Source organism: Sporocytophaga myxococcoides DSM 11118 (assembly GCF_000426725.1).
Classification (GTDB): domain Bacteria; phylum Bacteroidota; class Bacteroidia; order Cytophagales; family Cytophagaceae; genus Sporocytophaga; species Sporocytophaga myxococcoides.
In genome coordinates, this window is sequence record NZ_AUFX01000003.1 from 622,578 (window position 1) to 646,307 (window position 23,730).

Here is a 23,730-nt window from a genome sequence, read left to right on the forward strand (position 1 = left end):
AAGCAAAAAGGAAATCATTTTTTACAAATTCAATTTCATAATTGCCAGATAGTTTTGCATTAAAACAATATCAAATCATATGAAAACACATGCAAAACGCTTATCAGTAATTTTGTTGTTAGTACTGGGCTTTTCGATTCAATCATCCGCGCAACAGTCAATTGTAAGGAAATATGGTCAGCTTTCAGTCAATGGAAATTACATCGTCAGTGAATTCGGGGACACGGTTCAGCTTAGGGGCATGTCTATGTTCTGGAGCCAATGGATGAGCCAATATTATACTGAACAAACCCTGACCTGGCTTCGCGACGATTGGAAATGTACAATTATCAGACTAGCGATGGGAGTTGATGAAGACGGAGGTTATAAGGAAAACCCAAATGAATTATTTAGAATTATAGATATGGTTGATGTTGCTATAAAACTTGGTATGTATGTGATCATCGATTACCACAGTCATCATGCTCATAAAAACCCTGAATTGGCAAAGAAATTCTTTTCCACCATGGCAAGAAAATATGGAAAATACCCGAATGTTATTTATGAAATCTACAATGAACCATTGCAGGATACCTATTGGAAATCATCTATCAAGCCCTATGCAGAACAGGTTATCAAAGCCATTCGTGAGCATGACCCGGATAACATTATAGTTGTAGGAACAAGACAATGGTCCCAAATGGTCAGCGAAGCTGCTGAAGATCCGATTCAGGATAAGAATATTGCTTATACCCTGCACTTTTATGCGGTTTCTCACGGACAATATTTAAGAGATGAAGCGGAAAAGGCTATGAAGAAAGGAGTAGCCTTGTTTGTTACCGAATTTGGTACCTGCGATTATTCCGGAAACGGAAAATTTGGACCTGAGGAAACTAACGAATGGTTTGCATTTCTTGACAAATATAAAATCAGTTGGTGCAACTGGTCAGTAGCCAATAAAAAAGAAACTGCGTCTATATTACTTCCTGTTTCCGACATATCTCACTGGTCAGAAACAGATCTAACTCCTTCAGGTCAGTATATCAGGAATGAACTTATTCTTAAGAACACCCCTATTCTGAAACGGAAAAAGTAAGATTAACAGATTTGGTCATGTAATTTCTATTTCAAAGTAAATGGACCTCGACCCTATTATATAGAGACGCCATGCATGGCGTCTCTCTGTCCACTAGAGCTGCATTTTAATTTACATGAATACAAAAGTGAGAAATGTTATATCTGCAATATTTTCCATAATCGTTCTTTATCAAAGCTTTTGAGCCACCAGCATGCCGTCTCTACCTTTCATAGGCATACTTAAGTAAATTACCCATTGCTTCGTGAAATTAAATTTTAATTTTTAATGTACTCATCAAAAATATTATTGACCTTCATCCGTCAATAGATTTACACGCACATAGTTTTTCTGATGAGTATATTAAAAAAAGCAATGATTATATTATTATCAATCTTACTGTTATTAACCCTTGCTGCAGTCATCATATTTCAGCAAAAATCTTTTGGTAAAAATCCGTCCGGAGCCCGTCTTGAAAAGATAAAGCAATCCCCTAACTATAAAAACGGTAGTTTTCAAAATCTTTCAGAAACCCCAACTATGGCCGAAAATGGTTCATACTGGCAGCTTTTGAAGGAATACTTCTCTAAGAAACAGAATACTGAGCCTTCCACAAATATCCCTTCTGTTAAAACTGATCTTAAAGCCGCCGCATCTCAGGAACCTTCAATTGTCTGGTTTGGCCACTCTTCTTATTTTATTCAAATAGATGGATTAAATATTTTAGTAGATCCTGTTTTTAGTGAACGTACCTCCCCTGTGAAATATGCAGGTTCAAAAAACTACCCAGGTACACGTATTTATTCTGTTGAAGACTTTCCACAGATAGATCTACTTATCATAAGTCATGATCACTATGATCATCTGGATTTTGAAACCATCACTAAACTGGTTCCCAAAGTAGAAAGAGTTATAACTCCGCTTGGAGTCGGCGAACATTTGGAGTTCTGGGGCATACCGCAAAATAAGATTTCGGAATTTGACTGGTGGGAAGAGACGAGTATTTCAGATAATATTAAATTAGCCATTACACCTGCAAGGCATTTTTCCGGTCGAGGCATTTTGAATAGAAACCAAACGCTATGGGCTTCTTTCGCCTTGATTACCCCATCTCACAGATTGTTCCTTGGCGGAGACTCCGGCTATGATACTCATTTTAAAGAAATCGGTAATAAATACGGTCCATTTGATATCGCACTATTGGAATCAGGGCAATACAATGAGATGTGGCCATACATCCATATGCTCCCAGAACAAACTGTGCAGGCGAATATTGACCTGAAGAGTAAAGTTTTATTTCCTGTACATTGGGGTAAATTTACACTAGCATTACATGCCTGGAATGAGCCAGTAGAAAGGGTTTTAAAATATGCTCAACGAACTGAAGTGAAAGTCACCACACCAATGATCGGGGAAAAAGTATTATTAAATAAGCATTATCCTGTTAGTCACTGGTGGACTTTGACTCAGCCTTTAAATGCAGAAGCAGAGATCTTAAATTAAAAAATAAGGATTCCAGATCTAGATTTGGAATCCTTATTTTTTTACAAGTTTTTTCATTCTTTACTAATGGATTGGCTTTTTACAAGTTAATATTGTCTTCACCAGAAAAATCATAAAATACTGATCAATAACATTTTCCTTTAAATCCGGTTTTATTAATCCAAACAAAAATTTGGCAAAATCCTTTATTTTCTGAAGATTACGAGGTAATTTGTTTGATAAATCTATCATTTCCTGAAGTGAATACTAAAGCATATAAACTTTTATTGCTATTTGTATTTTGTCTGATATCAACCCTAAAAGGTCAGGATGACCAGCAGGCCTTATTGCTTGCCCCTGCAAAATCAGGTGGTGTATGGGGGTTTATTAATCCTTCCGGAAGCTGGGTAATAGCTCCGCAATATGGAGAAGCCAATAATTTTCATGACAACGTTGCCGAGGTGGTTCAATATACCAAAGATGATATCAAGAATGGTTTTATTGATAAAAATAACAACTGGGTAATTCAACTACCAGAATTTAACTTTTCACATTTTTCCGAAGGACGATTGGCATTTCTTGAAAACGGATTATATGGATTTATGGATTCCGTAGGAAAAAAAGTGATTCCCGCTCAATTTCGCTTTTGTAGCAACTTTGAAAATGGAAAGGCTATGGTTGTATTTAAAAGCGGAAAAGCCGGTTATATCAATAGAGAAAAAAAACTTCTGATCTCTCCTCGCTGGGACACAGCCTTCAACTTCCAAGGAAACTTCGCAATTACTGGAAAAAAAACTGCTGATGGTAAATTCCTATATGGTGTCATTGATAACACCGGAAATACTCTTGTACCCTATCAATACAGCTGGATAACAAACTTCAGTGAAGAAAAAGCTTTTGCCAACCAAGGGGGAATATATGAAAATGGCAGAATCAACGGAGGAACCTGGATGATCATAAACATGAAAGACCAGGCTGTATTACCTCTTAAAGACACCACACTCATTGTTGAAATTGATAATTATGATGAGGCTTATTCAAATCTGCTCAAATTCAGAAATGATGTAGCATGGTTTCCTGGAAGGGTTAATGGTGAAATATTATATGGCTTAATCAATACCTCAGGCAAATGGGTCGTACGTCCCACCTATAAAGTAGTTAACAAAATAAACGAAGGCCTTACAGCTATCTTTATTAATGGTAGAATGGGATTCATTGATCTTAAAGGGAAAGAAATTATTCCATGCAAATTTGAATCTACAGGAGCCTTTCATAACAATCTCGCCTGGTTTAAAGAAGGTAAAAAATATGGATTCATTAATAAAAACGGAGAAGTTGTAATCCCTGCAAAATTTGAAGATGTCCGTGATTTTATGGTAGTAAAATAACTTTACTTCCCATCTTCTTTTATTTGTTTAATTCTTTTTCGAATTAAAGATTTTACTTCATTTAACCTTAATATTTTTTCGTCCAGCAAGGCTATTCGACTTTCAAACAGTTCTATCCTTTCATCAATTGTGAGTGTTTTATTCGCCCAGGCATCTATTAATTCTTTTATTTCCTGCAAAGAAAATCCCAAATACTTGGCTCGCTTTATTATCTCCAATCGCTCAATGATCTCTGCTGAATATTCTTTATAATTATTATCTCTCCTTTGTCTTTTATTAATTTTTATCAAACCTATTTTTTCATAATACCTGATAGTGTCTCTTGAAAGACCCGTTTTCAATGAAATTTCGCCTATGAGCATAATCGAATATACTTTTTTCCCAAACATAAAAAATTTTTCTTGACCATGGAGTAGACTCCAACGTTATCTTTGCTTTCACATCCGGATGATATGCGCAACTTATAGTGTTATAAACCTATTGTATTGATTATTATGAATGAAAATAAGATTAAATGGAATAGTTCCTTATATGATAAAAAGCACCAGTTTGTATCCAATTATGGAGAAGATCTTGCTAAACTTTTGGATCCTCAAAAGGGTGAGTATATTCTTGACCTTGGATGTGGAACAGGTCAGCTGGCTTCAGTTATAGCAACTTCAGGAGCTTTCGTTGAAGGAGTTGATCACTCTGAAGACATGATTAATACTGCAAAAGAGACCTATACTGATATTCCTTTTCATGTTGAAGATGCAGAAAGCATGAATTATAAAATGAAGTACGATGCTATCTTTTCTAATGCCGTATTTCACTGGATTGCAAACCCTGCAAAGGTTACCAATAACGTTTACAATGCTTTAAAACATGGAGGCCGGTTTGTTGCTGAGTTTGGAGGAAAAGGAAATGTGGATCATATGCTAAATGCATTGGACAAAGCATTTATTGACAAAGGGCATACAGAAAATGTTAACATACGATTCTGGTATTTCCCTTCGATAGGTGAATTTACCTCTCTTCTTGAAAAGTCAGGCTTCAGAGTTATCTATGCAGTCCATTTTGACAGGCCAACAGAGCTAGCAGATAAAGAAAATGGCGTGAAAGACTGGTTCCGTATGTTTGGTGAAAAGTTCTTTAATGGTCTTTCCAATCAAGAGATTGAAGAAGTTCTTGAGATAACGCAGAACGCTTTAAAAGATAAAATTTTCCGGGATGGGAAATGGTTTGCAGACTATGCGAGAATAAGAGTTATTGCCATTAAATCATAAAACATAAAATCCCGAGGCTATATAACAACATAGGTCTCGGGATTTAATTTTAATATTTAACGATTTGATTAATCTTTAAAACTTAAGCCTTCTTTCTTCAAGGCTTCTCTAAGTTTAGGCATTGCAGAAGGACCAATTCCATGTAACTGCAAAATTTCCTTTTCACTGTATTGACACAACTGTTGAAGTGATCTGATATCCTTTCCTTCTAGTGCACGTCTGGCAGGAGCTGAAATTAAAGATAGGAAACCAGTAGCAGGTTTACGCATTTCTTCACAAACAGGACAGACAGGACAGTCACTGCTCTTATAAAATTGATGACCTTCATTGCAGGTTCTCAGACTTTTCTCAGAAGTGGACATATTTATAGTGGCATTAATCCAGAGCAAGACAAAGAGTTTTAAAGAGATTACCCTCTGTAATAAAACAGCCTCTCTGTGTCATTTCAAATAATTCAATTTCTCTTTTTTTCTGATATTTTTTTTCTGAAGTATACACTTTAAGTCCATCGGGGGGACACACCATTGACTTTTTTATATACTCCTGAGAAGTAAAATCAGCATCTGTATCTCCTTCAGCTTTCATTCCAACCAACACCAATTTATCTCCCAGACATTGAAATGTTATCAGTTCTTTTTTTTCTCTGTACTCCAAAAACTGTACATTTCTCATTATCGTTTCGAAAACCATATCACTGAAAAGTTCAATAAGTCGTTCAGCTTTAGCTGGCTCTACATTTTTCATTCGCTCCCAGTCTTCTGCTGCAATACCATTTACGACAAGGTAATTAACAAACTCATTTTCCATTTCCTTCAGCTCTTCGAGACTCAGGAGTTTGTATTCTGACATTTGAATTTCTATTTATTTTATTTGAAGTACACATTATCCGTATCAATCTTAATAATCTATTATCGAAAATAAACTATCTTTATTTAATCACCTTACTAAAAAGTTCACTTTCAGGATCTACAGCAGAAGCATAAAATCCAATTAAATTGCCCTTTTCATCAATGACGTATTTGCAAAAATTCCATACCGGGGATTGACTATTCCAGCCATTTTTTCCTGGGTCTGTTAACCATGTAAACACTTCATTTTTATCTTGCTGAAGCACAGAACTTTTCTTAAATAAAGGAAAAGAAACCCCAAAATTAATCCTGCAAAAACTATCGATTTCCTGATCAGATCCAGGCTCCTGTCCTCCAAAATCATTTGCAGGGAATCCAAGAATAACCAGGTTATTTTTCTCTTTTTCATAAACTCTCTCAAGAGCATCATACTGAGAGGTATAGCCGCAATTTGATGCTACATTTACCACTATTGTCTTTTTTCCTTCATACTGGTTTAGTGAAACCTCCTGACCTTTATTATTAATAGCTTTCAATGAATAAAATGAAACAGGTGCACTTACATTACCTTCATTATTAAGCACTTTCGCTTTAGCTTGATCCTTTTTGGTTAATTTCATAATCAAAGGATAGAGCAGTTTTGTTATTTTTTGCCTGAAAGTCATATAGTTAATTATTCTTTAAATGATATTTATTTAAAAAGATTACCAAGTTTAACTTCTCAATTTTTATCCAATTTTATACTAATAATTTATTATTTGTAGATTTTTTTTAAAAAAGTTAAGAAATAATCATTGCGATGTTTGTGCCTAACCACAATTTATAAATCGCAAACAAAAGGGGAAATTCTTTCAAATTTTCAACTTTTTAATAAAATAAGCAACTGATAAAATTGCGCCTCAAACAACTATGTAATATTTTGATTATCAATTATTTACATCTAAAAACCATTGTTTTTATGAAATTAAATAATCAAATTAGTATTGTAATCGGAACAAAAGATACCTTTATGAATTTTATAATTAATGCATTTAAAGCTGAAGAATCCAGAGACAGAATATTAGGTGTTTTACTAACTGAATTGTCTAAGATTTCCAATTATAAGAAATATAACAATGACGTTATTGAAGGTATAATTCTGAATAAGAAAATTAAATCTTTAGCCATTGAACACCCTCGTATGCATACCAGCATGAATAGGCTAAGAATGAAGAACAAAAAAAATAATTTTGCTATAATAGAGGTGTTCTTTGATCATTTTTTAGCTAAAAACTGGGAAAGTTTTTCCAATGAGCCTTATGATATTTTTGCAGCTAAAATACATAATGCCCTGATAAAGAACCTTACAAGTCTACCTAATAGCACGATTGCAAAATTTCCGGAGATACTATCCAAATCATGGTTAGACAATTATAAAACGATTGAAGGGGTTCATACCATTATCAGAAAACTTACACATACTTCCAGAGTAGGAGTTAATTCTGAAGAAAGCATATTTGACTTAATGGAGAATTACAGCAGCTTTCAGAATGACTTTATGTTTTTTATGAAAGATATGGAAAAGGAAACCCCTATTAACTTTGAGATTACTGAATTACAACATAAAATATATGCTTAAATGCATATTAGAGCATTTTAAACATTTGTTTTTTTACTAAATCGTTTACTGATTCTATATATAACAGCATCAATAGTTTCATAGACAATTGGTACAAAAATCAATGTTAAAAACATTGAACTGGTCAGTCCCCCGATAAGGACCCATGCCAGACCGTTTTTGGCCTCTGAAGCTGCTCCGGAAGCTAATGCAATCGGCATCATTCCGAGAATCATTGTTAATGTTGTCATGAAAATCGGTCTTATCCTTTCTCTCCCGGCTTCAATTAGTGCATCAAAGGTATTTGCACCTTTTTCTTTCATATGATTGGTAAAATCGACCAGAAGAATGGCATTTTTAGCAACCAGTCCCATCATCATAATCATTCCCAGAATCGAAAAAATATTTAAGGTTTCCTTAGTCAGAGCCAAAGCAATCAAAGCTCCGATAATAGCCAAAGGAATTGAAAACAACACCACAAACGGATAGGTATATGAATTATAAAGCGCTACCATTATCAGGTAAACGAATACGATACCAATCATAAACGCAATTAAAAGACTAGTAAAAGCCTCTGCCTGTTGTTCAAGCTGCCCCTCATAAGAAAGAGTTATTCCTCCAGGTTTTTTCAGACCTTTTACTTTCTCCTGGATTTCATCACCAACTGTACCCACAGGTCGACCAACCACATTCGATTTAACTGTGACGGATGGAATACGATTGTTTCTCTCCAGTTTAGATGGCCCCCGACTTTGCTGAACAACTGCAAACTGACTCAGTGTGATAAGTTGTCCGCTTGGGTTAATTACAGTCAGTCGCTTCACATCATCAACATTTCTCCGATCAAATTGATCTAGTACAATTTTGATATCATATTCTTCATCAGCTTCTCTGTACTTAATATCTGTATTTCCTGTGAATGCCGTCATCAGGGTTCCTCCTACATCTGCTACAGATAAACCTAATTTAGCCATTTTATCTCTATCAAGTTTCACTTCCAGTTCCGGATTACCTTCATTGACAGACAAATCAGGATCACTGATTCCCGGTATCTTTTTTATAGTCGCCAATATTTCATTTGCATAAGACATCACGTTTTTAAGATCAACACCTCTTACTACTATCTGAATAGGCAAATCGTCTGCACTACCAGTAAGACCTGTTGGAGTCGATGTCACTTTAATGCCGGGAATCTGAGAAATTTCATTTTTGATTTCATTCGCGAATTCATCTACTGTGATAGTTCTTTCTTTCTTATCTGTCATGATTACAGTAAGCTGCGAAATATTATTGGCTGGTTGATTGGATCCTAATGTCGAAGACTGCCCCACAGTAGAGAATACCTTTACTACAACAGGTTTTTTGAGAATTATTTTTTCAACCTCACTTGTAATCTGGTTTGTATGGTATAAAGTACTTGTCTGATCAAGTTCAAGAGTAACCACAAATTCCCCTCTATCACCTTCCGCAATAAATGTACTTCCAATTAAGCCCAGCGGTATCAAAGAGAATGAAGCTATAAACATTAATACAATGAGGCAAGTCACTATCAGTCTGTGCCGCAAAGACCACTTAAGAAGTGTTGTATAATTTTCTTTAAGCTCTTCGAATTTCTTTTCAAACCAGTTATTAAACCTTCCGAACAAAGTCTCATTTGAAAATTTAAGTATTCTGGAAAATCGGGAAGCAAGCATAGGAGTGACGGTAAAACTTACGAATAAGCTCATCAGTGTAGAGACCATTACCACTATTGAAAATTCACGGAGAATATTCCCGATAAGTCCTCCTACGAGGGAAAGTGGACCAAATACCACAACGTCGACAAGAGTGATTGACAATGCGGTAAAACCTATTTCATTCCTACCTTCCAGAGCAGCTGTCCTCTGATCACTTCCCATTTCAAGGTGCCTGTAGATATTTTCCAACACCACAATGGAGTCGTCCACAAGGATGCCTATCACAAGTGACAGCGCCATCAATGTCATGAGGTTAAGAGAAAAATTAAAAATATACATTGCAATAAAAGTAGAAACGATTGACAGTGGTATAGCCACCATCACTATTGCAGCGTTCCTTATACTGTGAAGAAATACCAACATTACAAGGGCCACCAGAATAATTGCAAACATAAGATCTTCAAGAACTGAATGTGCAGCAGCCAGTGTAAATGTGGAGGTATCCGATGAAACTATAAAATTCAGTCCGATATCTTTATATTCCACTTGCAGATCCTGAAGCATTTTTTTTACTTCTTCAGAAACCTGAACAGTGTTAGCATCCGTTTGCTTTTGAATCAAAACGCCAATTGAACTTTTATAATTTATCCGGCTTAACGTTTCTACTTCTTCCGTAGCGTCTGTGACCTCTGCGACCTCAGACAGTCTGACAAGCCCACCGTCTTTTCCCTTTAATACGACAAGATTAGCCAACTGATCCAGTGATTTGACCTCCCCTTCCACCCGCAGATCAAACTGATCCGTCTTACCTTTTACTTCACCCGCCGGTACTTCTTGATTGCCGGCTTTAATAACATTTACAATCTGAGAAAGTGAAATACCATAAGCTTCCAGCCTTTGCCTCTTTACATTTACCATTATCTTCCTCTTTTTCCCACCTACAAGCGTTATTTGGCCCATACCGGAAATCTTTGACAACTCAGGACGTATACGATTATCCATGAGTTGGTAAAATTCCATAGGTGACATTTTTGAAGATGCACTGAACTGTAATATAGGAAGATCATCAAAGGAAAATTTATTCAAAGAAGGCGTTTCTGCGTCGTCCGGAAGAGTTGACAATACAGAATTGATCTTCCTTTGTGCATCTTGAAGAGCAATATCTACATTGGCATCATTAGTAAGCTGAATGGTAATAAAAGATACCCCCTCCTGAGATATTGAAGCTATCTTATCCAGATTTTCAAGCGTAGCAACAGCATCTTCCAATGGTTTAGTAACGGAGGTTTCCATTACCCCAGGAGAAGCTCCGGGATAAATGGTAACAACAGAAATAACCGGCATCTCAAACTTCGGAAACAAGTTATAATTCAGCCTTTGATAGCATATAATACCTACAATGGAAAGAACTGTAAATATCACTACTATCAAAGTTGGCCTCTTGATCGCTATTTCTGTAATCGACATATTATTGTCCTATTATCTGAACAGGTGTTTTGTCTTTTAAATTTATCAATCCGGTTTTCACAATCTGATCCCCATCTTTCAAACCTTTGGTTACTTCTACTTTCTCAGGAAAAGATTGTCCGATTTTTATTGACCGTAGCCTCGCTGTATCTTTCTCTATGATATAAACCTGAGGATCATCGACACTCCCGACAAGAGATTCTCTTGGGATTACCAATGGATTTCCTTGTGTTAAAATTCCAAAACCTACATTCACAAATGTTCCTGCTTTAAGAGATTTTTCCTTGGGATTATGAAATCTGATTTCTACATTATAGTTGTGCGCATCATCTCCTGTTGGGCTTATGAAAGTGATGATTCCCTGAAATACAGTGTCTGGATAAATATTGGTAGTAATTTTCACTTTATCATTAACCTTTAGCTTATAAGCATCTTTTTCTGCGACAGATAGGTCTATCTTCAATGAAGAAACGTCTACTATTCTTGCAATCTGATTACCTGCCATAATCGCAGATCCAGGCTCAACAAACCTTTCTGTGATCATTCCCTTAAAGGGAGCTTTAATAGAGGCATTAGATAATTTCTTTTTATCCTGCTGAAGGTTAAAGTCGGCAGTCTTCAGTGCAATCTTGGCCTCTTCAAGTTGCTGCTTTGTCACAGCGTTTCCTTTATAGAGCTTGGTATATCTTTCTACATCCTTTCTTGCCTTTTCCAACGCAAGTTCGGATTTTTTAACTGCTGCCGTTTGCTCCTTACTTTCTACCTGAGCCAAGAGAGCTCCTTTGTCTTTCACATCCCCTTTTTCAATAGGCAGATCTATAATCTTACCTTGAATTTCAGAAATTACCACAGCTGTTTTATTTGGTATAATTGTACCCAATAATTGAAGTTCTTCTGAAATATTTTGTCTAATTACCTTATAGACATTTACACTTACCTTTGGTGAAGTTGTTGTTGTCTCTTTAGATTTGTCAATTTCTTTTTTATTGCTGCAAAGCCTAAGTACAACTAACACAAAGATTATTGCTAATACAATAATTAATATATAGCTTCTCTTCTTTGTCATCGTTCCTGATATTAACTATTTACCAATCCATTTAATAACTTCATTGATTCTACCCTGAGACTTTGCGAGTTCCAATCTTGCCAGGTAAGCATTAAACAGAGAGGTTATATAATTTACCTGAGCGACTTTTAAGGAGTTCGTCGCATTGAGAAAATCAGAGTATGCTCCAACTCCCTCTTTATAGGACAATATTTCGCTATCATAAACAAGTTGAGCAAGCTTAATATTTTCACCTGCAAGCCTTATATTATCTACAGATGTATTAAAATCATCTACAGCATTAGACAGTTCTATATTGATCTGCTGCTCAAGTCGGGAAATATTTATTTCTGTTTTTTTTAATTCGAGCTTATATTGCTGGACTTGAGAACTTCTCTTGAAGCCGCTAAAAACAGGCACTGTGAGCCTCAGTCCTACCACCTGGCTATTAAACCATTCTGTTTTCCAAAGATTAAATTCTTCAGAAAATGACTGATACTGATACTTACCAAAAGCTGTGAGCTGAGGTTGATATTCGGAGGTATATTGTTTCACTTGAAGAGCTCCCAATTCCCTTTGCGTTTGCATCAATTTATAATCAGCTCTTCTCCAATAATTAGGCTTATCAGGCAATTCTTCCAATTGAAATAAAGTGGTAGTATCAGCATTAACACTAGTAATTTCGACCGGTTCACTTACAGGCATTCCAATCTGAAACTTTAACTGATTTAAAGAAGCTTTGACTGATCTCTGAAGTGACTTTAATTCCGTAAGCTGATTGTTATAATCTACAAAAACCCTATCCCTGTCGGCCTTTGTAGCAACATCGTTCTTAAACTGAAGATCGACTATTTTAAAAAGGTTCTGACTTTTCTCCAGATTGGATTTTTGAACCTCTACTTTTTGAACAGAAACAAGGTATTGAAAGTATGATCTACTTACATTGTAAATGGTATTTTCTATGACCTGTTGTGAAGATTGGCAATAATAAACCCGGCTGACTTTGGAAGCTTTCAAGCCGACCCAGTAACTTCCCATATATATAATCTGATCCAGCTGAGCATATGCGGAACTTGAATACTGCACCCCAAAACGAACAGGCACAATGGCATCCGCTGGAGCAGTTCTGTCAAAAAATATTGCAGGCAATGCAACCAAAGGTATTTTTATATTATCATCAAAAGTACCATATACATTGATTTGAGGATAACCTGAAGAGGCAACCTTCCTAACATTTTGAAGAGCTATTTCTTCATCAATGTGAGCAGAAAGAACATCTGTATGATGTACCAGTGCATAATCTATGCATTGAGACAGATCCATACTAGTTTGACTAGATGCTGAAATTATAGGAAGCAAAAAGAAAGTGATACATACAAAATTATATAACATACTGATCCTTATACTTCTTTTTGAAGAAAGAATCAGTTGAGAGAAAAAAAACTTTAAATTTATTGTACCTATCTTACCTATACGCATCACAAAAATTGCAGGAACTTTTAATCTATATATTAATCATTGATCTACTTTTTAAACCTATTCCATTTCCATTGCTTCAAATAAAAGTTAGAACGCTTAATTCCCGATTGAATACTAATACATTTCCCCCCCGAATGTTTATAGAATTTATGATTGCCACGTTGTTTTCTACTTTAAATGCAAGCTTCAGGTAAAATTTACCCTAAATTATCCCAATAAAGTGCTGAAAAATTACTATCTTCATTTGTTGATAATGAGCTATGAGAGTCTAATGAAGTGTTTTAAATATCTATTCTTCCTTTTCTTATTTTCTTTTACTGGACATGGCTTTGCCAGCAGCGTTTTTTATTTAAAAGAGAACGCTACTCGGATGAGAGAGGATAGTATTTACAATTATTTTAAATTTTATAAAGACCAAACAAATAAGCTTACTGTTAATCAGCTGAACCTGAGAAATTTCCAGACTTACAATTCCTATAAATCCAGTGAATTTGATAAAAACTCGACTTATTGGTTTAGATTAGAAGTCGCTAATAAATTAGAAGATCGTAAAGAATGGTTTTTTGAAATCCTGGATCCGCATATACAAGCCCTAGATGTTTTTATCATTTCTGGAAATGACACAACTCATTTTTCTAAGACTGGTTATTTAAATGAATTTTCATCCAGAATTTCACAACATAAAAATTTCATATTCCCTATAAAATTTTACAAGGATGAAAAGGCTACCATTCTTTTTTCTATACAAAACAACTATTACACCGGGCCAGACATTTGTATCAGAACCCCACAGAAATTTCTGGATTATGCGTTAAGTGAATACTACTATCTAGGCATTTTTTATGGCATCCTCCTGATCATGTCCGTTTACAATATATTCATATATTTTTCAACTAAGGAAATCGTATACCTGTATTATGTAGCATATGTAGTTTGCTATTCCCTTAATTCCTTTTCTGAAGACGGGCTTGGATTTCAGTACGTGTGGCCCAATCTTCCCCAATTTAATGAGCTAATTCAATATGCACCGATATTTCTGATCACTGCATTTGTTTTTTATTCGAAAAACTTTCTTTCATTGAATCAATATGCACCAAAACTAAGAAGGGGAATCGACCTTAGTTTGATTGTTTATTGCTTGATGTTCTGCCTCAACAATTTTTTTCTTCAGATTTCATGGATAAGATACTTTTACTTGCTTCCGTTCCTATTGATATTCATAGCAGGAATAACAGCAGCTAAAAGAGGTAACAAGTCTGCTAAATACTTTTTGTTAGCATTCTCATTATTCCTTGCATCATTTTCTATTTTTATATTAAGGATAAACGGATTTGTTGCTTCAAACATCTATACTGTTTACAGTCTTAATTTTGGCTTTCTTCTGGAAGTCGTACTGTTCTCGTCGGCACTGGGCCAAAGACTGAAAATTGAAAAGGAGGAAAAAACTCGCATTGACAAAATGCTCATAGCCCAATTGCAGGAAAATGAAAAGTTGAAAGATTCAATAAACCAGGAACTGGAGCTTAAAGTAAGAGAAAGGACAGAAGAAGTCAATCGCAAAAATCGGGAACTGGCAATTGCATTATCAAACCTGGAAGAAAAGAGCAAACAGATTGAAGATCTCAATAAGCTTCTTGAAATTGACAACAAGGCACTAAATCAAAATATCAAGGATATTACCAAAGCCCGTCTGATGCTCAAAGACGTTACACTTGAAGAGTTTCAGAAGATATATCCTGATGAGGAAAGCTGCTTTAAATATCTATCCGAAATTAAATGGACTAAAGGATATAGTTGTAAAAAATGTAGCAACAAAAATTCATCCGCAGGCAAAACTCCTTATTCTAAAAGATGCACCAAGTGTGGCTATGATGAGTCAGTTACCACATATACGATCTTTCATAATTCAAAGCTTCCAATCACCCAAACATTTTATCTGTCTTATCTTGTATTAGCCAACAAGAATATTTCATCACATGAATTATCAGAAAAACTTGACTTAAGACAAAAGACTTGTTGGGCATTTAAGAAGAAGATTGTAGATTCCATTAACAGTTCTGGAACTGGCAAATTGAATTCTAAAGATTGGGGAAAGATATTCTATAACAGTAATACTGCTAAAGAACAATCCCGGCCAGTATGATCTTTCCGCTACAGCTATTTACTTAAATAAAGGATAATACCTTTCCTTTATTACATTGAAGTGATGCGCCTCATGACCTACAATCACAAAGCCTAGCCCTAACGCAGATATTTCTCTGTTAAAGCAAATACCTTTACTAAGATACATATCTTCTGAAAATGATTTAAAAAGAAGTATAGAGGATTGTCTCACTACAATTAGTTCCTCAAGCATATCTTCTATTGTCCTGTTTGTTGTATCTGCATTACTTGCAAGTAATGCCTCATCATAGCCAGGTAATACAGTTTCATCTTTCCTGGAAAATCTTAAAGCCCTGTATGACTGTATTCGCTCATTATCTATGATATGCTGAATAATCTGTTTAATAGTCCACTTTCCAGGTGCATATACACGATCCCCTATATTCTTAAGGAAACTTACATCAAGCGTTTTAAGATTTTGAATTGACAACTTCATAGCTGTCAAAAGATCTGGTTCTTCAACTAAATCTATGTATCTGTCAAAGAAATCAGGCATTGGATTTATTTCAGATTTATTCATATAGTATTTAAAAACTTAGTAACAAGTTATATCAATGCAAATATAAAAATTTGATAGTGTATCAAAGGGTTCTGGCAGAATTATACTGAAGATTGTCCTTTTTTCAATATATTTAAATCTAATACTCATCATAAAAACTTCACCGAAAAGAGTAAAATACTAATTGTATCCTTTTCTTTATTTTGGTAGAACTTGTCAGTTAAATTCATGAAAAATTACACAAAGCATACCTGTATTTTAATGTTTATTTTTTTTAATGTTTCTGCCAATGCTCAGCTTAAAAATAGCATGGATAGGATATATCAGGATCATTTAAAATGCCTTGATTCTGGAATCAATATGTTAGGTTGTTCAAGAAAATACTATCTGGAAATGGACAGTATGTTGAACTTAACTTATAAAAAACTTCGCGCTTCATTAAATGAAGCTGAAAAATCTAAATTAAAAGAGGAGCAGCTTAAATGGCTTAAAGAAAGGGATGCATATTTTGAAGACCAAAATCGGATCTTTAATGAAAAGGTTACTTCCGGAGAATGGGGGAATGATATGTATATGGTCACTTATGATGACAAAGCCGACTTTGTTAGAAAAAGAGTACTGGATATTATTAAAAGAATTGAGTAAAACCTATGATTAATTTTTTATTCAGCAAAACAGAGAAGATTAGTTTATTAAATTTCTTCTTACTGACAATTGCTAATTTAGCTCTCCCTTTTTTTTTATTACTAATATTCATAATAGACCAAGTTTATTTCAAACAAACAGAAATGCTCTTCTGGGCATTATTTCTGATCTCAATGTTACCCTGTGGTATACTAGGAGTAATATCAGGATATACTTTATTCATCAAAGCAAGAAAAGTAAAAAGTGATTTAGGAGAGTCTGTTGGTATATTTCTAATTCTTTGCAGCATTATCTATTCCATAGGTGGCGCTTTAGGGCTTATGTTGATTTATATTGTTACAAGTTAAATATTGCAGTTTAAGTACCCAATTACCTCTCACTCTCAATTGTTTAAACATATTTTTTTTAATTAAAAAATACCAATTAGTAAAAACATTTAAAATAAATTAGTTAACTTTCCTTTACAATTACAATAAAATAATTTTAGGAGATTGAATACATACTAAATTTCACTTCTCCAATAGCATTACTATTCAATACCTTCCGAACATTTCCGGAAAATATTTATAGAAAGCAGTTTTTAGATTTTTACCTATTAGTTATTTTTTTTACTCACAATGGATAATTATAATCAAGGAGCAAGCTATATTGGGATTGTTCAGTCCGATGGAAGCAGCGTATCTGTTGAGGACCAACTATACCCTATCCACTACGAATATCTTTGTTATACTTTTAAAACAGGTAGTAGAATCAAGGGCGATCTGAGACTTGCAGCAAACATCATAACAGGCAGTATGGCAATTGTGCCGGAGCATGGACAAGTTATTGTAAAAGAAATTATCAAAGGGATAGCTTACTTTGAAAGTAGTGATTTCTCTTGTGAAGTAAGATTACTTTGTCCATTATCTGGCCCAACCCCCATCTTTGTTCCACAAATCCTGCTCATTTAATAAGCTTTATCATTTTGATTGACTCAAATTAATAAGCACTCACAAACCCTATCCTACACTATCTGTTTTTTTAAAATAAGGTTGATTGAAATATTGTTTTCTAAACCACAGTTCAAAAGCAGGATCAAGGAATTCATATGTATTATTTATTTCGTGCACTATATCTGCATTCAGAAGAATGACTTTATTTTTACTTACATTCCTTGGAGTTCCTAACTGATACATATTCATAACTTGTGTTGAAGTAAATTGAGCCTCTCCTTTTGCTATGGCCTTCAGCAGATTCAGCTGAGTCGCACTTACAGTTTCAACTTCTTTCTGATAAAAGGGAGTATTCGCCTGAATAAGCTCCAGTAAAGCATTCTCAATATTAGCTCTTGTAGCTACAGGAACAGCGCTATTCCAGGTATAGTGGGCCAGTTGCTGCACATACCAGGAATGATTTTTCATAAGCACAGATATAAATCTTGCATCTTCCTTAGTAATTATTTTATTGGTCTCAGCAAACTTGGTAGTTATAAAATCAACCCAACGACTTTCTTCAATTTTTGGCAGAAGCATGATATCGCCAAATCTATAAAATGGCTTTGATGGATTATTAAAAATATCAGACATCATATGCCTCTTACTTCCAAAGAGGCAGTAAGCTACGTTCTTCTGTCTTTGCCATACAGCCCGAAGTTTCTTCTCAAAATTTTCATAATCATTATAACCAGAAATATTTTGGAATTCATCAAGGCAGATAATCCATTTGATGCCCTTTTTTTGACCTATAGTTTCCGGGAGATTCAAAATCTCCTCACTATGTTTCCTAAGATCCTTCCAGTCAAAACTAAGACTGAAATCATTTTCAGGATCAAGCCCCATGGTTATTTTGGGAATAAGTTTTTTAAATAATTCCTTTCCATATCCAATCCATTCCTGCCACTTACCCGAAGAAGCTTTTATAACCTCTCTCGCATATGTTTCAAGAAATTCTTCCTGACTTCCAAGAGTAAAGAGATCTATTACTACAGCCCTGTATTCTTTCGGATAATCTTTTCTGATTTCTGATACCACTTTTTCTACAAGTGATGATTTTCCCCATCTGCGGGGAGAGATAATGGTGGTATTAATACCATTCAACAGATTGTCTTTTAAGCGCTTTACTTCATTTTCACGATTGGTAAATGCTGTCGATGATACAGTATTGCCGTATGCAAAGGGAGATATAATCATAGGACTTAAAGGTATTATACTCATTGGTATTATACCTAAAGGTACAAAAACAATAATCTGATTACTAATCCAATGGATATTATTTGACGGGAAAATAGGTAAGGCTTTTCAATCAAAAGTTACTTGAAAGAATATAAAGCCACCACCTAAAATTAATAAGGTGATGATGGACAGAAGAAGGACTCCTAAAGAGTAAGAAATATTTACCCATGTTCCTTTGTTTCTCACATTATTGACATACAATGAAGTACGCTTCAGACTAAAGAATAAAGTCAGATAAACGGGAATACCGATAAAGAAAAAATAGACAGCGAGAATTCCCCATAACATTTCAAAAGTAAAACCACCGTGTAAAAGTATCATCGCTCTATACAGATTAATTCAATTGATCTCCCACCATTTTCATTATTTGGAAATGCATAAAATTATCCATTGACACATTCCTTTTAGTATTTTCATTAAAATTAAGTGGTTTGATAATATAACCGGAAACACCAAACTCATCCCCCCTGCTTCTATCCCTATCTTCATTGGAAGTAGTCATAATGAATATCTTAACATCATTAAATGTATTGTCTTTTCTTAATTCTGCAAGAAATTCACCACCATTCATTTTAGGCATATTGAGATCCAGTACGATGATATCCGGAGTAGAAATCCTCCGTTTGCCTTTTAAAAGATCAAGTGCTTCGATTCCATTAAAAGCTGTATGTAAAACAATTGGAAGATTTATTTTTTTTAATGCACGCTCAAAACTGATCACATCCAACTCGTCATCTTCTATTAATAAAATTGAAATTTCTCTCATAATAATTACTAGTTAGTTTATACTGGCGAGACCACTTTAATGGCAGGCCATTTAAAAATAAAGGAAGCTCCCACTCCTTCATCAGAGACTACTCTTATACTTCCCTTGTTGTCTTCTATAATTTTTTTCACAATTGATAATCCAATGCCAGTGCTTTCTACTTCATGCTTTTCACGCAAAGTCTGAAATAATCCAAAAATTTTATTGTGATATTCAGGAGATATTCCAACACCATTATCTTCAACGGTAAACTCAAAACCATCAGAAACCTCTTTTGAAGTAATCGTTATAAGCCCTGATTTGTTACCTTTATACTTCACTGAATTGCTTATAAGATTAGAAAATACTTGCTGAATTCTTAACCTCTCAGTAAAAATCACAGGAAGATTATCGGATAGTCTCACTTCAAAATCTTCGGGAACAATAGAATCTACAATGTCAACCAGCAGTTCATTCATATTAACTTGCTCCAGAGGCTGACTGGTTCTTCCTATTTTAGAATATTCCAACAAACCATTTATTAGGCTTTCCATCCGTTCAACCCTTCCTTTCAGCTTGTCCAGATATTTATGCATCTCAGGGGATAATTCATTTCCGTAATCTTCCTCCATCCAATGTGCTAGATTGTATATTCCCCTTAAAGGTACTTTCAAATCATGAGAAACTACATAAGCATAGTTGTCCAACTCTGAAAAGCTCTTTTTTAGCTTCTCTGACATAACATTTAAAGAATCTGACAATTGGGACAATTCATCTTTTTCTAAATCTTCAATCGCCTCAAATCTCCCTTTAGAGATATTATCTGCAAGTCTAACCATAGATTTGATTCTTTTAATGATAATATGGGTGATATAAAAAGCACTTAGTACCCCAACTGATATCGTGATAATTGCCAAAAGCATTGTAACTTTTTTAGCAATTGCTATAGACTCACTCAACTTCTCCCTTCTGGCCTTTCTAACTCGGTATTCAGCTTTATCAAACTCTCTGAATTTATAAGAAATTTCATCCGTCATTTTTTTTCCGAATTCTTTTCTCAATTTCTGTTCAAAGAGAATTTCATATTCTTTCGAAATTATTTTAGGATCTATTTGCTTGAACTTAGCTTCAATAAGGGTATTTGCATATGTCAACCATTGATTATGAAGTTTTTGAATTTCATTAAATCTTTTTACCTGTTTAGGAGAATCTGAGATGAGCTTACGCTGCTCATCCACAATACCTGACATCTCTTTTATACTTGAATAATAAGGATCCAAAAATGACTTATTCTCAGTAAGCAAGTAGCCTCTGAAATTAGACTGCATCTCAAGAATACTCTTATGAATTTTAGCAGAATTACGGATAATAGCCTCCGATTTGGTAAGGTATTCTGTGTCCCTGTTCACATCTGAAGAAAGTTTAAGGTTGACACCAAAACTGATAAAAGAAAAAATGATGATCAGAGAAAAACTAGCTATTATTTTACCGGATAATCTAAGTTTCATAAACAATATATAACATGGAAATATTGTAAATGTTTTAAAACAAAAAAGGCATCTACAAGTTATGTAGATGCCTTTGAGAGCCCCCAGTCGGAATCGAACCAACGACCTACTGATTACAAGTCAGTTGCTCTACCAGCTGAGCTATGGAGGCTTTACTTTGTTTTTGCTTTTTCGTTTGCCTTAAAAGCGAGTGCAAAAGTATAGGACTTTTCGAAATATCCAAAACATTTCGAAAAAATTATTTATCATTTTCTGCATCTTTTATCATTTTCAACTGACTTTTCAGCTCATCTATCTCATTTTGAGCAGATTCAATTTTTGAATAAAATTCTTTTTTTAGCTTGTCAGCTGCAGCAGATTTTGCAAAAAATTCAAGATTGGTATTCAAACGATCAATTTCTTGTTTAAGGACCGAAATTTTACGATGAATTTCTTTCTCTTTTTGGTAAAGTTTTTTTCCACCTTCAGGATTTGTTTTCAAAGCATTTATCTGAAGACTTAATTTTAACTTGTCAACTTCAGACTTATCTCCTTCAAGATGTCCGAGGAAATTATCAACTGCTCTCTGATATCTTGCATTGATATCTTTCATTTCCGTTTTAGGAACAAAACCTATTTTTTTCCATTCATCCTGGATAACCTTTAAATCGTCCGGATTTGAATTATTATCAGAATTGAGGCCTTCCAATTTTTGAATGAGAGCATTTTTCTTATCCAGATTATCTTTAAACTCTTTTTCATGTTCAGCCTGCAATTCTCTTTTCTTATTAAAGAAATGATCGCAAGCAGCTTTAAAACGTTTAAAAATAGGTTCTTTTTCTTTTATTGGCACTGGTCCGATAGCTTCCCATTCTTTCTGAAGATTTTTCAACTCAGTAGCTGTTCCACTAAAATCAGTCTGATCCTTTAATACTTCTGCACGCTCACACAAAGCGATTTTCTTCTTAAGGTTTTCTTCTTTTTCTACCTCAAGGTGTTTGAAAAATACTTCTTTGTTATGGAAAAAGGATTTACACGCACTCCAGAATTTTTTTGATATTTCTTTTCCTTTGTCTTGAGGAACTCCACCCGCTTGTTTCCACTTCTCCTGTAGTTCCAGCAATTCTGCAGTCTTTTGTTTCCACTCTTCAATTCTACTAGTCTGGAATTGGGTAAACCCAGCAATGGCTTCGGCTAGTTTTATTTTAACTTCCAGATTTTGTTCTTGACGTTCTCTAAGCTCCTTATAGTATTCGCCGCGTTTTTCGTAAATTTTATCAGAGGCTACTTTAAACCTATTCCAAAGAACTTCCTGATCTTCCTTCGGAACCGGTCCTATATTTCTGAATTCCTCATGTAAAACTTTAAGTTCCCTGATTAGAGCATTTACTGTTTGCCCAGATTCAGCAAGACTTTCAGCTTTCTCACATATTTCGATTTTAGCTTCTAGATTTTTCTTTCTGTCTAGCTCCTTCAATTCAAAATATATACTTCTGTTATTGTAAAAACGCTCTACCAATGCATTGTAGTTAGCCCAAATCTCCTGAGTCTGAGCCGCAGGTACAGAACCGATTTTTCTCCACTCTTCCTGAATCTCCTTTAAAGAAGTAATACTTGTCTGAGTTTCTTCAGCAGAAATCAAAGTCCGGAGCTTATCAAGTAACTCATTCTTCTTAGTCAGATTTTTTTCTTTATCCTTTTCAAGATTAAGAAAATGTTCAGATAATTTATGACGAAGCTGATCATATTGCTTATCAAACTTCAAACTCACATTATCTCTTCTATAGTCAAAATCAGTTTCTTCTCCACCATTGGCAAGGAATTTACTCAATGCTTCATTCTTTTCCACTTCCAGCAAATGATCATAGTGATACTTAATTTGCTTCAGCATTGCTGATGCTTTGCTTAGATTTTCATCGAGCTTCATGCCTTCAAGCATCTTTAGCAAATCTTCTTTTGAAAGTTGTGATAAATCACTGATATGTTCATGGCCATGTTCTTCATCATGAACATCCATTTCATCTATCATAGATTTTACAGGAGTAGCCACCTCTCCGACCTTTCCAACTTCCTTTATCTTGTCATTTCCCAAAAGTTCTTTTTCCTTGCTCATGGTATTACCTTTTAAAAATTTTTAATTCAATCTTGGATCAATAGGATAATTAGATAACATCTTGTATTTACCACCCATACTCTTCAATATTTCCCGCCATAGATTAGCGGGTTCAATTTCAAATATATCCTCCGTTTCAACATGGCTTACAATCCATGAATTTGCTTTAAACTCATTCTCCAGCTGTCCTCCTTCCCATCCTGAATACCCCAGAAAAAATCTGAAGTCTTCGGCATTGGCAAGGTTGTTATTAAATAAGTCCAACACTTGTTCAAAATTTCCGCCCCAGTACAAATTATCTCCTAACTTCACTGCCCCTTCGATATTATAATTGTTTCTGAAAATGAAATGAAGCGAATCCTGTGCGACAGGTCCTCCAATATACAAAAGCTCTTCCGAATTTACACTTTCCAAAACAGAATTGAGCGTAATAATCGTAGGCTTGTTAAGTACAAGCCCAAGAGCTCCTGATTCACCATATTCACACATGATGATTACTGTTCGTTCAAAGTTGTCATCACCCAAGTATGGCTCCGATATTATAACATTACCTATCTTCAACATTCG

General features: G+C 34.7%; 23 protein-coding genes and 1 tRNA gene. 8 read left to right on the plus strand and 16 right to left on the minus strand.

The annotated features are described in order from the left end of the window. The first annotated feature begins 79 nt into the window (after positions 1-79). The 3 genes from K350_RS0102330 (at position 80) to K350_RS0102345 (ending at position 3,924) form a co-directional block, all read left to right on the plus strand. Complete coding sequence (locus K350_RS0102330) at positions 80-1,075, plus strand: glycoside hydrolase family 5 protein (RefSeq protein ID WP_028978545.1); 996 nt, start codon at positions 80-82, stop codon at positions 1,073-1,075. A 354-nt stretch (positions 1,076-1,429) separates the two neighbouring features. Beyond that, entirely contained in the window at positions 1,430-2,557 is a 1,128-nt protein-coding gene (locus K350_RS27050; protein ID WP_245598409.1) for an MBL fold metallo-hydrolase, read from the plus strand. Between the two features lie 215 nt (positions 2,558-2,772). Then, positions 2,773-3,924: a WG repeat-containing protein gene (locus tag K350_RS0102345; protein ID WP_028978546.1), complete on the plus strand. Its 1,152-nt coding sequence runs from the start codon at positions 2,773-2,775 to the stop codon at positions 3,922-3,924. Between the two features lie 2 nt (positions 3,925-3,926). Here K350_RS0102345 and K350_RS0102350 read toward each other — a convergent pair whose 3' ends face one another. After that, positions 3,927-4,313, minus strand: a complete 387-nt coding sequence (locus K350_RS0102350; protein ID WP_051312779.1) for a MerR family transcriptional regulator — start codon at positions 4,311-4,313, stop codon at positions 3,927-3,929. Positions 4,314-4,418: 105 nt separating this feature from the next. Between K350_RS0102350 and K350_RS0102355 the strand changes: the two genes are divergently transcribed. Further along, positions 4,419-5,189 (plus strand): class I SAM-dependent methyltransferase, encoded by a 771-nt coding sequence (locus K350_RS0102355; protein ID WP_037573588.1) that lies wholly within the window; start codon positions 4,419-4,421, stop codon positions 5,187-5,189. 68 nt (positions 5,190-5,257) lie between these two features. Here K350_RS0102355 and K350_RS0102360 read toward each other — a convergent pair whose 3' ends face one another. The 3 genes from K350_RS0102360 to K350_RS0102370 all read right to left on the minus strand — a co-directional run bounded on the left by K350_RS0102360 (position 5,258) and on the right by K350_RS0102370 (position 6,657). Beyond that, the gene (locus K350_RS0102360) at positions 5,258-5,578 is read right to left on the minus strand and encodes an RNA polymerase alpha subunit C-terminal domain-containing protein (protein ID WP_245598410.1); all 321 of its coding nucleotides are present in this window, start codon (positions 5,576-5,578) and stop codon (positions 5,258-5,260) included. After that, entirely contained in the window at positions 5,565-6,038 is a 474-nt protein-coding gene (locus K350_RS0102365; RefSeq protein ID WP_028978550.1) for a DUF6495 family protein, read from the minus strand. Before K350_RS0102365 ends, K350_RS0102360 begins: the two co-directional genes overlap by 14 nt. A gap of 79 nt (positions 6,039-6,117) precedes the next feature. Beyond that, positions 6,118-6,657, minus strand: coding sequence for a glutathione peroxidase (locus K350_RS0102370; protein WP_051312820.1), 540 nt, complete (start codon positions 6,655-6,657; stop codon positions 6,118-6,120). Positions 6,658-6,995: 338 nt separating this feature from the next. Here K350_RS0102370 and K350_RS0102375 point away from each other — a divergent pair, with 338 nt between their 5' ends. Continuing rightward, on the plus strand, positions 6,996-7,655 hold the full coding sequence (locus tag K350_RS0102375) for an acyl carrier protein phosphodiesterase (protein WP_028978552.1): 660 nt from the start codon (positions 6,996-6,998) through the stop codon (positions 7,653-7,655). A 17-nt stretch (positions 7,656-7,672) separates the two neighbouring features. On the opposite strand, the gene K350_RS0102380 is transcribed toward K350_RS0102375, so the two are convergent. The 3 genes from K350_RS0102380 to K350_RS0102390 are packed head-to-tail and all read right to left on the minus strand — an operon-like array spanning position 7,673 to position 13,145. Next, entirely contained in the window at positions 7,673-10,777 is a 3,105-nt protein-coding gene (locus K350_RS0102380) for an efflux RND transporter permease subunit (protein WP_028978553.1), read from the minus strand. Position 10,778: 1 nt separating this feature from the next. After that, a complete protein-coding gene (locus K350_RS0102385; RefSeq protein ID WP_028978554.1) occupies positions 10,779-11,843 on the minus strand; it encodes an efflux RND transporter periplasmic adaptor subunit in 1,065 nt (354 codons plus the stop codon). 15 nt (positions 11,844-11,858) lie between these two features. Beyond that, positions 11,859-13,145 carry a TolC family protein gene (locus K350_RS0102390; protein WP_162144114.1) on the minus strand — a complete coding sequence of 429 codons (1,287 nt, stop codon included), beginning with the start codon at positions 13,143-13,145 and terminating at the stop codon, positions 11,859-11,861. 526 nt (positions 13,146-13,671) lie between these two features. Here K350_RS0102390 and K350_RS27055 point away from each other — a divergent pair. Continuing rightward, on the plus strand, positions 13,672-15,444 hold the full coding sequence (locus tag K350_RS27055; protein WP_162144115.1) for a 7TMR-DISM family protein: 1,773 nt from the start codon (positions 13,672-13,674) through the stop codon (positions 15,442-15,444). A gap of 18 nt (positions 15,445-15,462) precedes the next feature. Here the strand turns inward: K350_RS27055 and K350_RS0102400 are convergent, their stop codons facing one another. Next, a complete protein-coding gene (locus tag K350_RS0102400) occupies positions 15,463-15,984 on the minus strand; it encodes a DinB family protein (protein ID WP_028978556.1) in 522 nt (173 codons plus the stop codon). A gap of 207 nt (positions 15,985-16,191) precedes the next feature. Between K350_RS0102400 and K350_RS27060 the strand changes: the two genes are divergently transcribed. Beyond that, entirely contained in the window at positions 16,192-16,608 is a 417-nt protein-coding gene (locus K350_RS27060; protein ID WP_037573590.1) for a lysozyme inhibitor LprI family protein, read from the plus strand. A 124-nt stretch (positions 16,609-16,732) separates the two neighbouring features. Here the strand turns inward: K350_RS27060 and K350_RS32510 are convergent, their stop codons facing one another. Beyond that, positions 16,733-16,897 carry a hypothetical protein gene (locus tag K350_RS32510; protein WP_162144116.1) on the minus strand — a complete coding sequence of 55 codons (165 nt, stop codon included), beginning with the start codon at positions 16,895-16,897 and terminating at the stop codon, positions 16,733-16,735. Between the two features lie 328 nt (positions 16,898-17,225). Here K350_RS32510 and K350_RS0102420 point away from each other — a divergent pair, with 328 nt between their 5' ends. Beyond that, the gene (locus tag K350_RS0102420) at positions 17,226-17,558 is read left to right on the plus strand and encodes a hypothetical protein (protein ID WP_028978558.1); all 333 of its coding nucleotides are present in this window, start codon (positions 17,226-17,228) and stop codon (positions 17,556-17,558) included. A gap of 48 nt (positions 17,559-17,606) precedes the next feature. On the opposite strand, the gene K350_RS0102425 is transcribed toward K350_RS0102420, so the two are convergent. From K350_RS0102425 to K350_RS0102455, 7 genes are all read right to left on the minus strand, one after another. Beyond that, positions 17,607-18,800, minus strand: coding sequence for an AAA family ATPase (locus K350_RS0102425; RefSeq protein ID WP_211236705.1), 1,194 nt, complete (start codon positions 18,798-18,800; stop codon positions 17,607-17,609). Positions 18,801-18,884: 84 nt separating this feature from the next. Continuing rightward, the gene (locus K350_RS0102430; protein ID WP_156026866.1) at positions 18,885-19,139 is read right to left on the minus strand and encodes a hypothetical protein; all 255 of its coding nucleotides are present in this window, start codon (positions 19,137-19,139) and stop codon (positions 18,885-18,887) included. Positions 19,140-19,152: 13 nt separating this feature from the next. After that, entirely contained in the window at positions 19,153-19,584 is a 432-nt protein-coding gene (locus tag K350_RS0102435; protein ID WP_037573591.1) for a response regulator, read from the minus strand. Between the two features lie 17 nt (positions 19,585-19,601). Beyond that, positions 19,602-21,071: a sensor histidine kinase gene (locus K350_RS0102440; RefSeq protein ID WP_037573592.1), complete on the minus strand. Its 1,470-nt coding sequence runs from the start codon at positions 21,069-21,071 to the stop codon at positions 19,602-19,604. 78 nt (positions 21,072-21,149) lie between these two features. Continuing rightward, positions 21,150-21,222: transfer RNA gene (locus tag K350_RS0102445), tRNA-Thr, on the minus strand. Between the two features lie 87 nt (positions 21,223-21,309). After that, on the minus strand, positions 21,310-23,163 hold the full coding sequence (locus K350_RS27065) for a DUF349 domain-containing protein (RefSeq protein WP_037573595.1): 1,854 nt from the start codon (positions 23,161-23,163) through the stop codon (positions 21,310-21,312). Positions 23,164-23,184: 21 nt separating this feature from the next. After that, a complete protein-coding gene (locus tag K350_RS0102455; RefSeq protein WP_028978563.1) occupies positions 23,185-23,727 on the minus strand; it encodes a YqgE/AlgH family protein in 543 nt (180 codons plus the stop codon). Positions 23,728-23,730: the final 3 nt, after the last annotated feature.

Bases quoted from the DNA above. Each gene is read 5' to 3' on its own strand.
- K350_RS0102330 (WP_028978545.1), top strand. From the start codon at position 80: ATGAAAACACATGCAAAACGCTTATCAGTAATTTTGTTGTTAGTACTG.
- K350_RS27050 (WP_245598409.1), top strand. From the start codon at position 1,430: ATGATTATATTATTATCAATCTTACTGTTATTAACCCTTGCTGCAGTC.
- K350_RS0102350 (WP_051312779.1), bottom strand. From the start codon at position 4,313: ATGTTTGGGAAAAAAGTATATTCGATTATGCTCATAGGCGAAATTTCA.
- K350_RS0102355 (WP_037573588.1), top strand. From the start codon at position 4,419: ATGAATGAAAATAAGATTAAATGGAATAGTTCCTTATATGATAAAAAG.
- K350_RS0102365 (WP_028978550.1), bottom strand. From the start codon at position 6,038: ATGTCAGAATACAAACTCCTGAGTCTCGAAGAGCTGAAGGAAATGGAA.
- K350_RS0102370 (WP_051312820.1), bottom strand. From the start codon at position 6,657: ATGAAATTAACCAAAAAGGATCAAGCTAAAGCGAAAGTGCTTAATAAT.
- K350_RS0102375 (WP_028978552.1), top strand. From the start codon at position 6,996: ATGAAATTAAATAATCAAATTAGTATTGTAATCGGAACAAAAGATACC.
- K350_RS0102380 (WP_028978553.1), bottom strand. From the start codon at position 10,777: ATGTCGATTACAGAAATAGCGATCAAGAGGCCAACTTTGATAGTAGTG.
- K350_RS0102385 (WP_028978554.1), bottom strand. From the start codon at position 11,843: ATGACAAAGAAGAGAAGCTATATATTAATTATTGTATTAGCAATAATC.
- K350_RS0102390 (WP_162144114.1), bottom strand. From the start codon at position 13,145: ATGGATCTGTCTCAATGCATAGATTATGCACTGGTACATCATACAGAT.
- K350_RS27055 (WP_162144115.1), top strand. From the start codon at position 13,672: ATGAGAGAGGATAGTATTTACAATTATTTTAAATTTTATAAAGACCAA.
- K350_RS0102400 (WP_028978556.1), bottom strand. From the start codon at position 15,984: ATGAATAAATCTGAAATAAATCCAATGCCTGATTTCTTTGACAGATAC.
- K350_RS27060 (WP_037573590.1), top strand. From the start codon at position 16,192: ATGAAAAATTACACAAAGCATACCTGTATTTTAATGTTTATTTTTTTT.
- K350_RS32510 (WP_162144116.1), bottom strand. From the start codon at position 16,897: ATGCTGCAAAGAATTAGAAATATACCAACAGACTCTCCTAAATCACTT.
- K350_RS0102420 (WP_028978558.1), top strand. From the start codon at position 17,226: ATGGATAATTATAATCAAGGAGCAAGCTATATTGGGATTGTTCAGTCC.
- K350_RS0102425 (WP_211236705.1), bottom strand. From the start codon at position 18,800: ATGAGTATAATACCTTTAAGTCCTATGATTATATCTCCCTTTGCATAC.
- K350_RS0102430 (WP_156026866.1), bottom strand. From the start codon at position 19,139: ATGATACTTTTACACGGTGGTTTTACTTTTGAAATGTTATGGGGAATT.
- K350_RS0102435 (WP_037573591.1), bottom strand. From the start codon at position 19,584: ATGAGAGAAATTTCAATTTTATTAATAGAAGATGACGAGTTGGATGTG.
- K350_RS0102440 (WP_037573592.1), bottom strand. From the start codon at position 21,071: ATGAAACTTAGATTATCCGGTAAAATAATAGCTAGTTTTTCTCTGATC.
- K350_RS27065 (WP_037573595.1), bottom strand. From the start codon at position 23,163: ATGAGCAAGGAAAAAGAACTTTTGGGAAATGACAAGATAAAGGAAGTT.
- K350_RS0102455 (WP_028978563.1), bottom strand. From the start codon at position 23,727: ATGTTGAAGATAGGTAATGTTATAATATCGGAGCCATACTTGGGTGAT.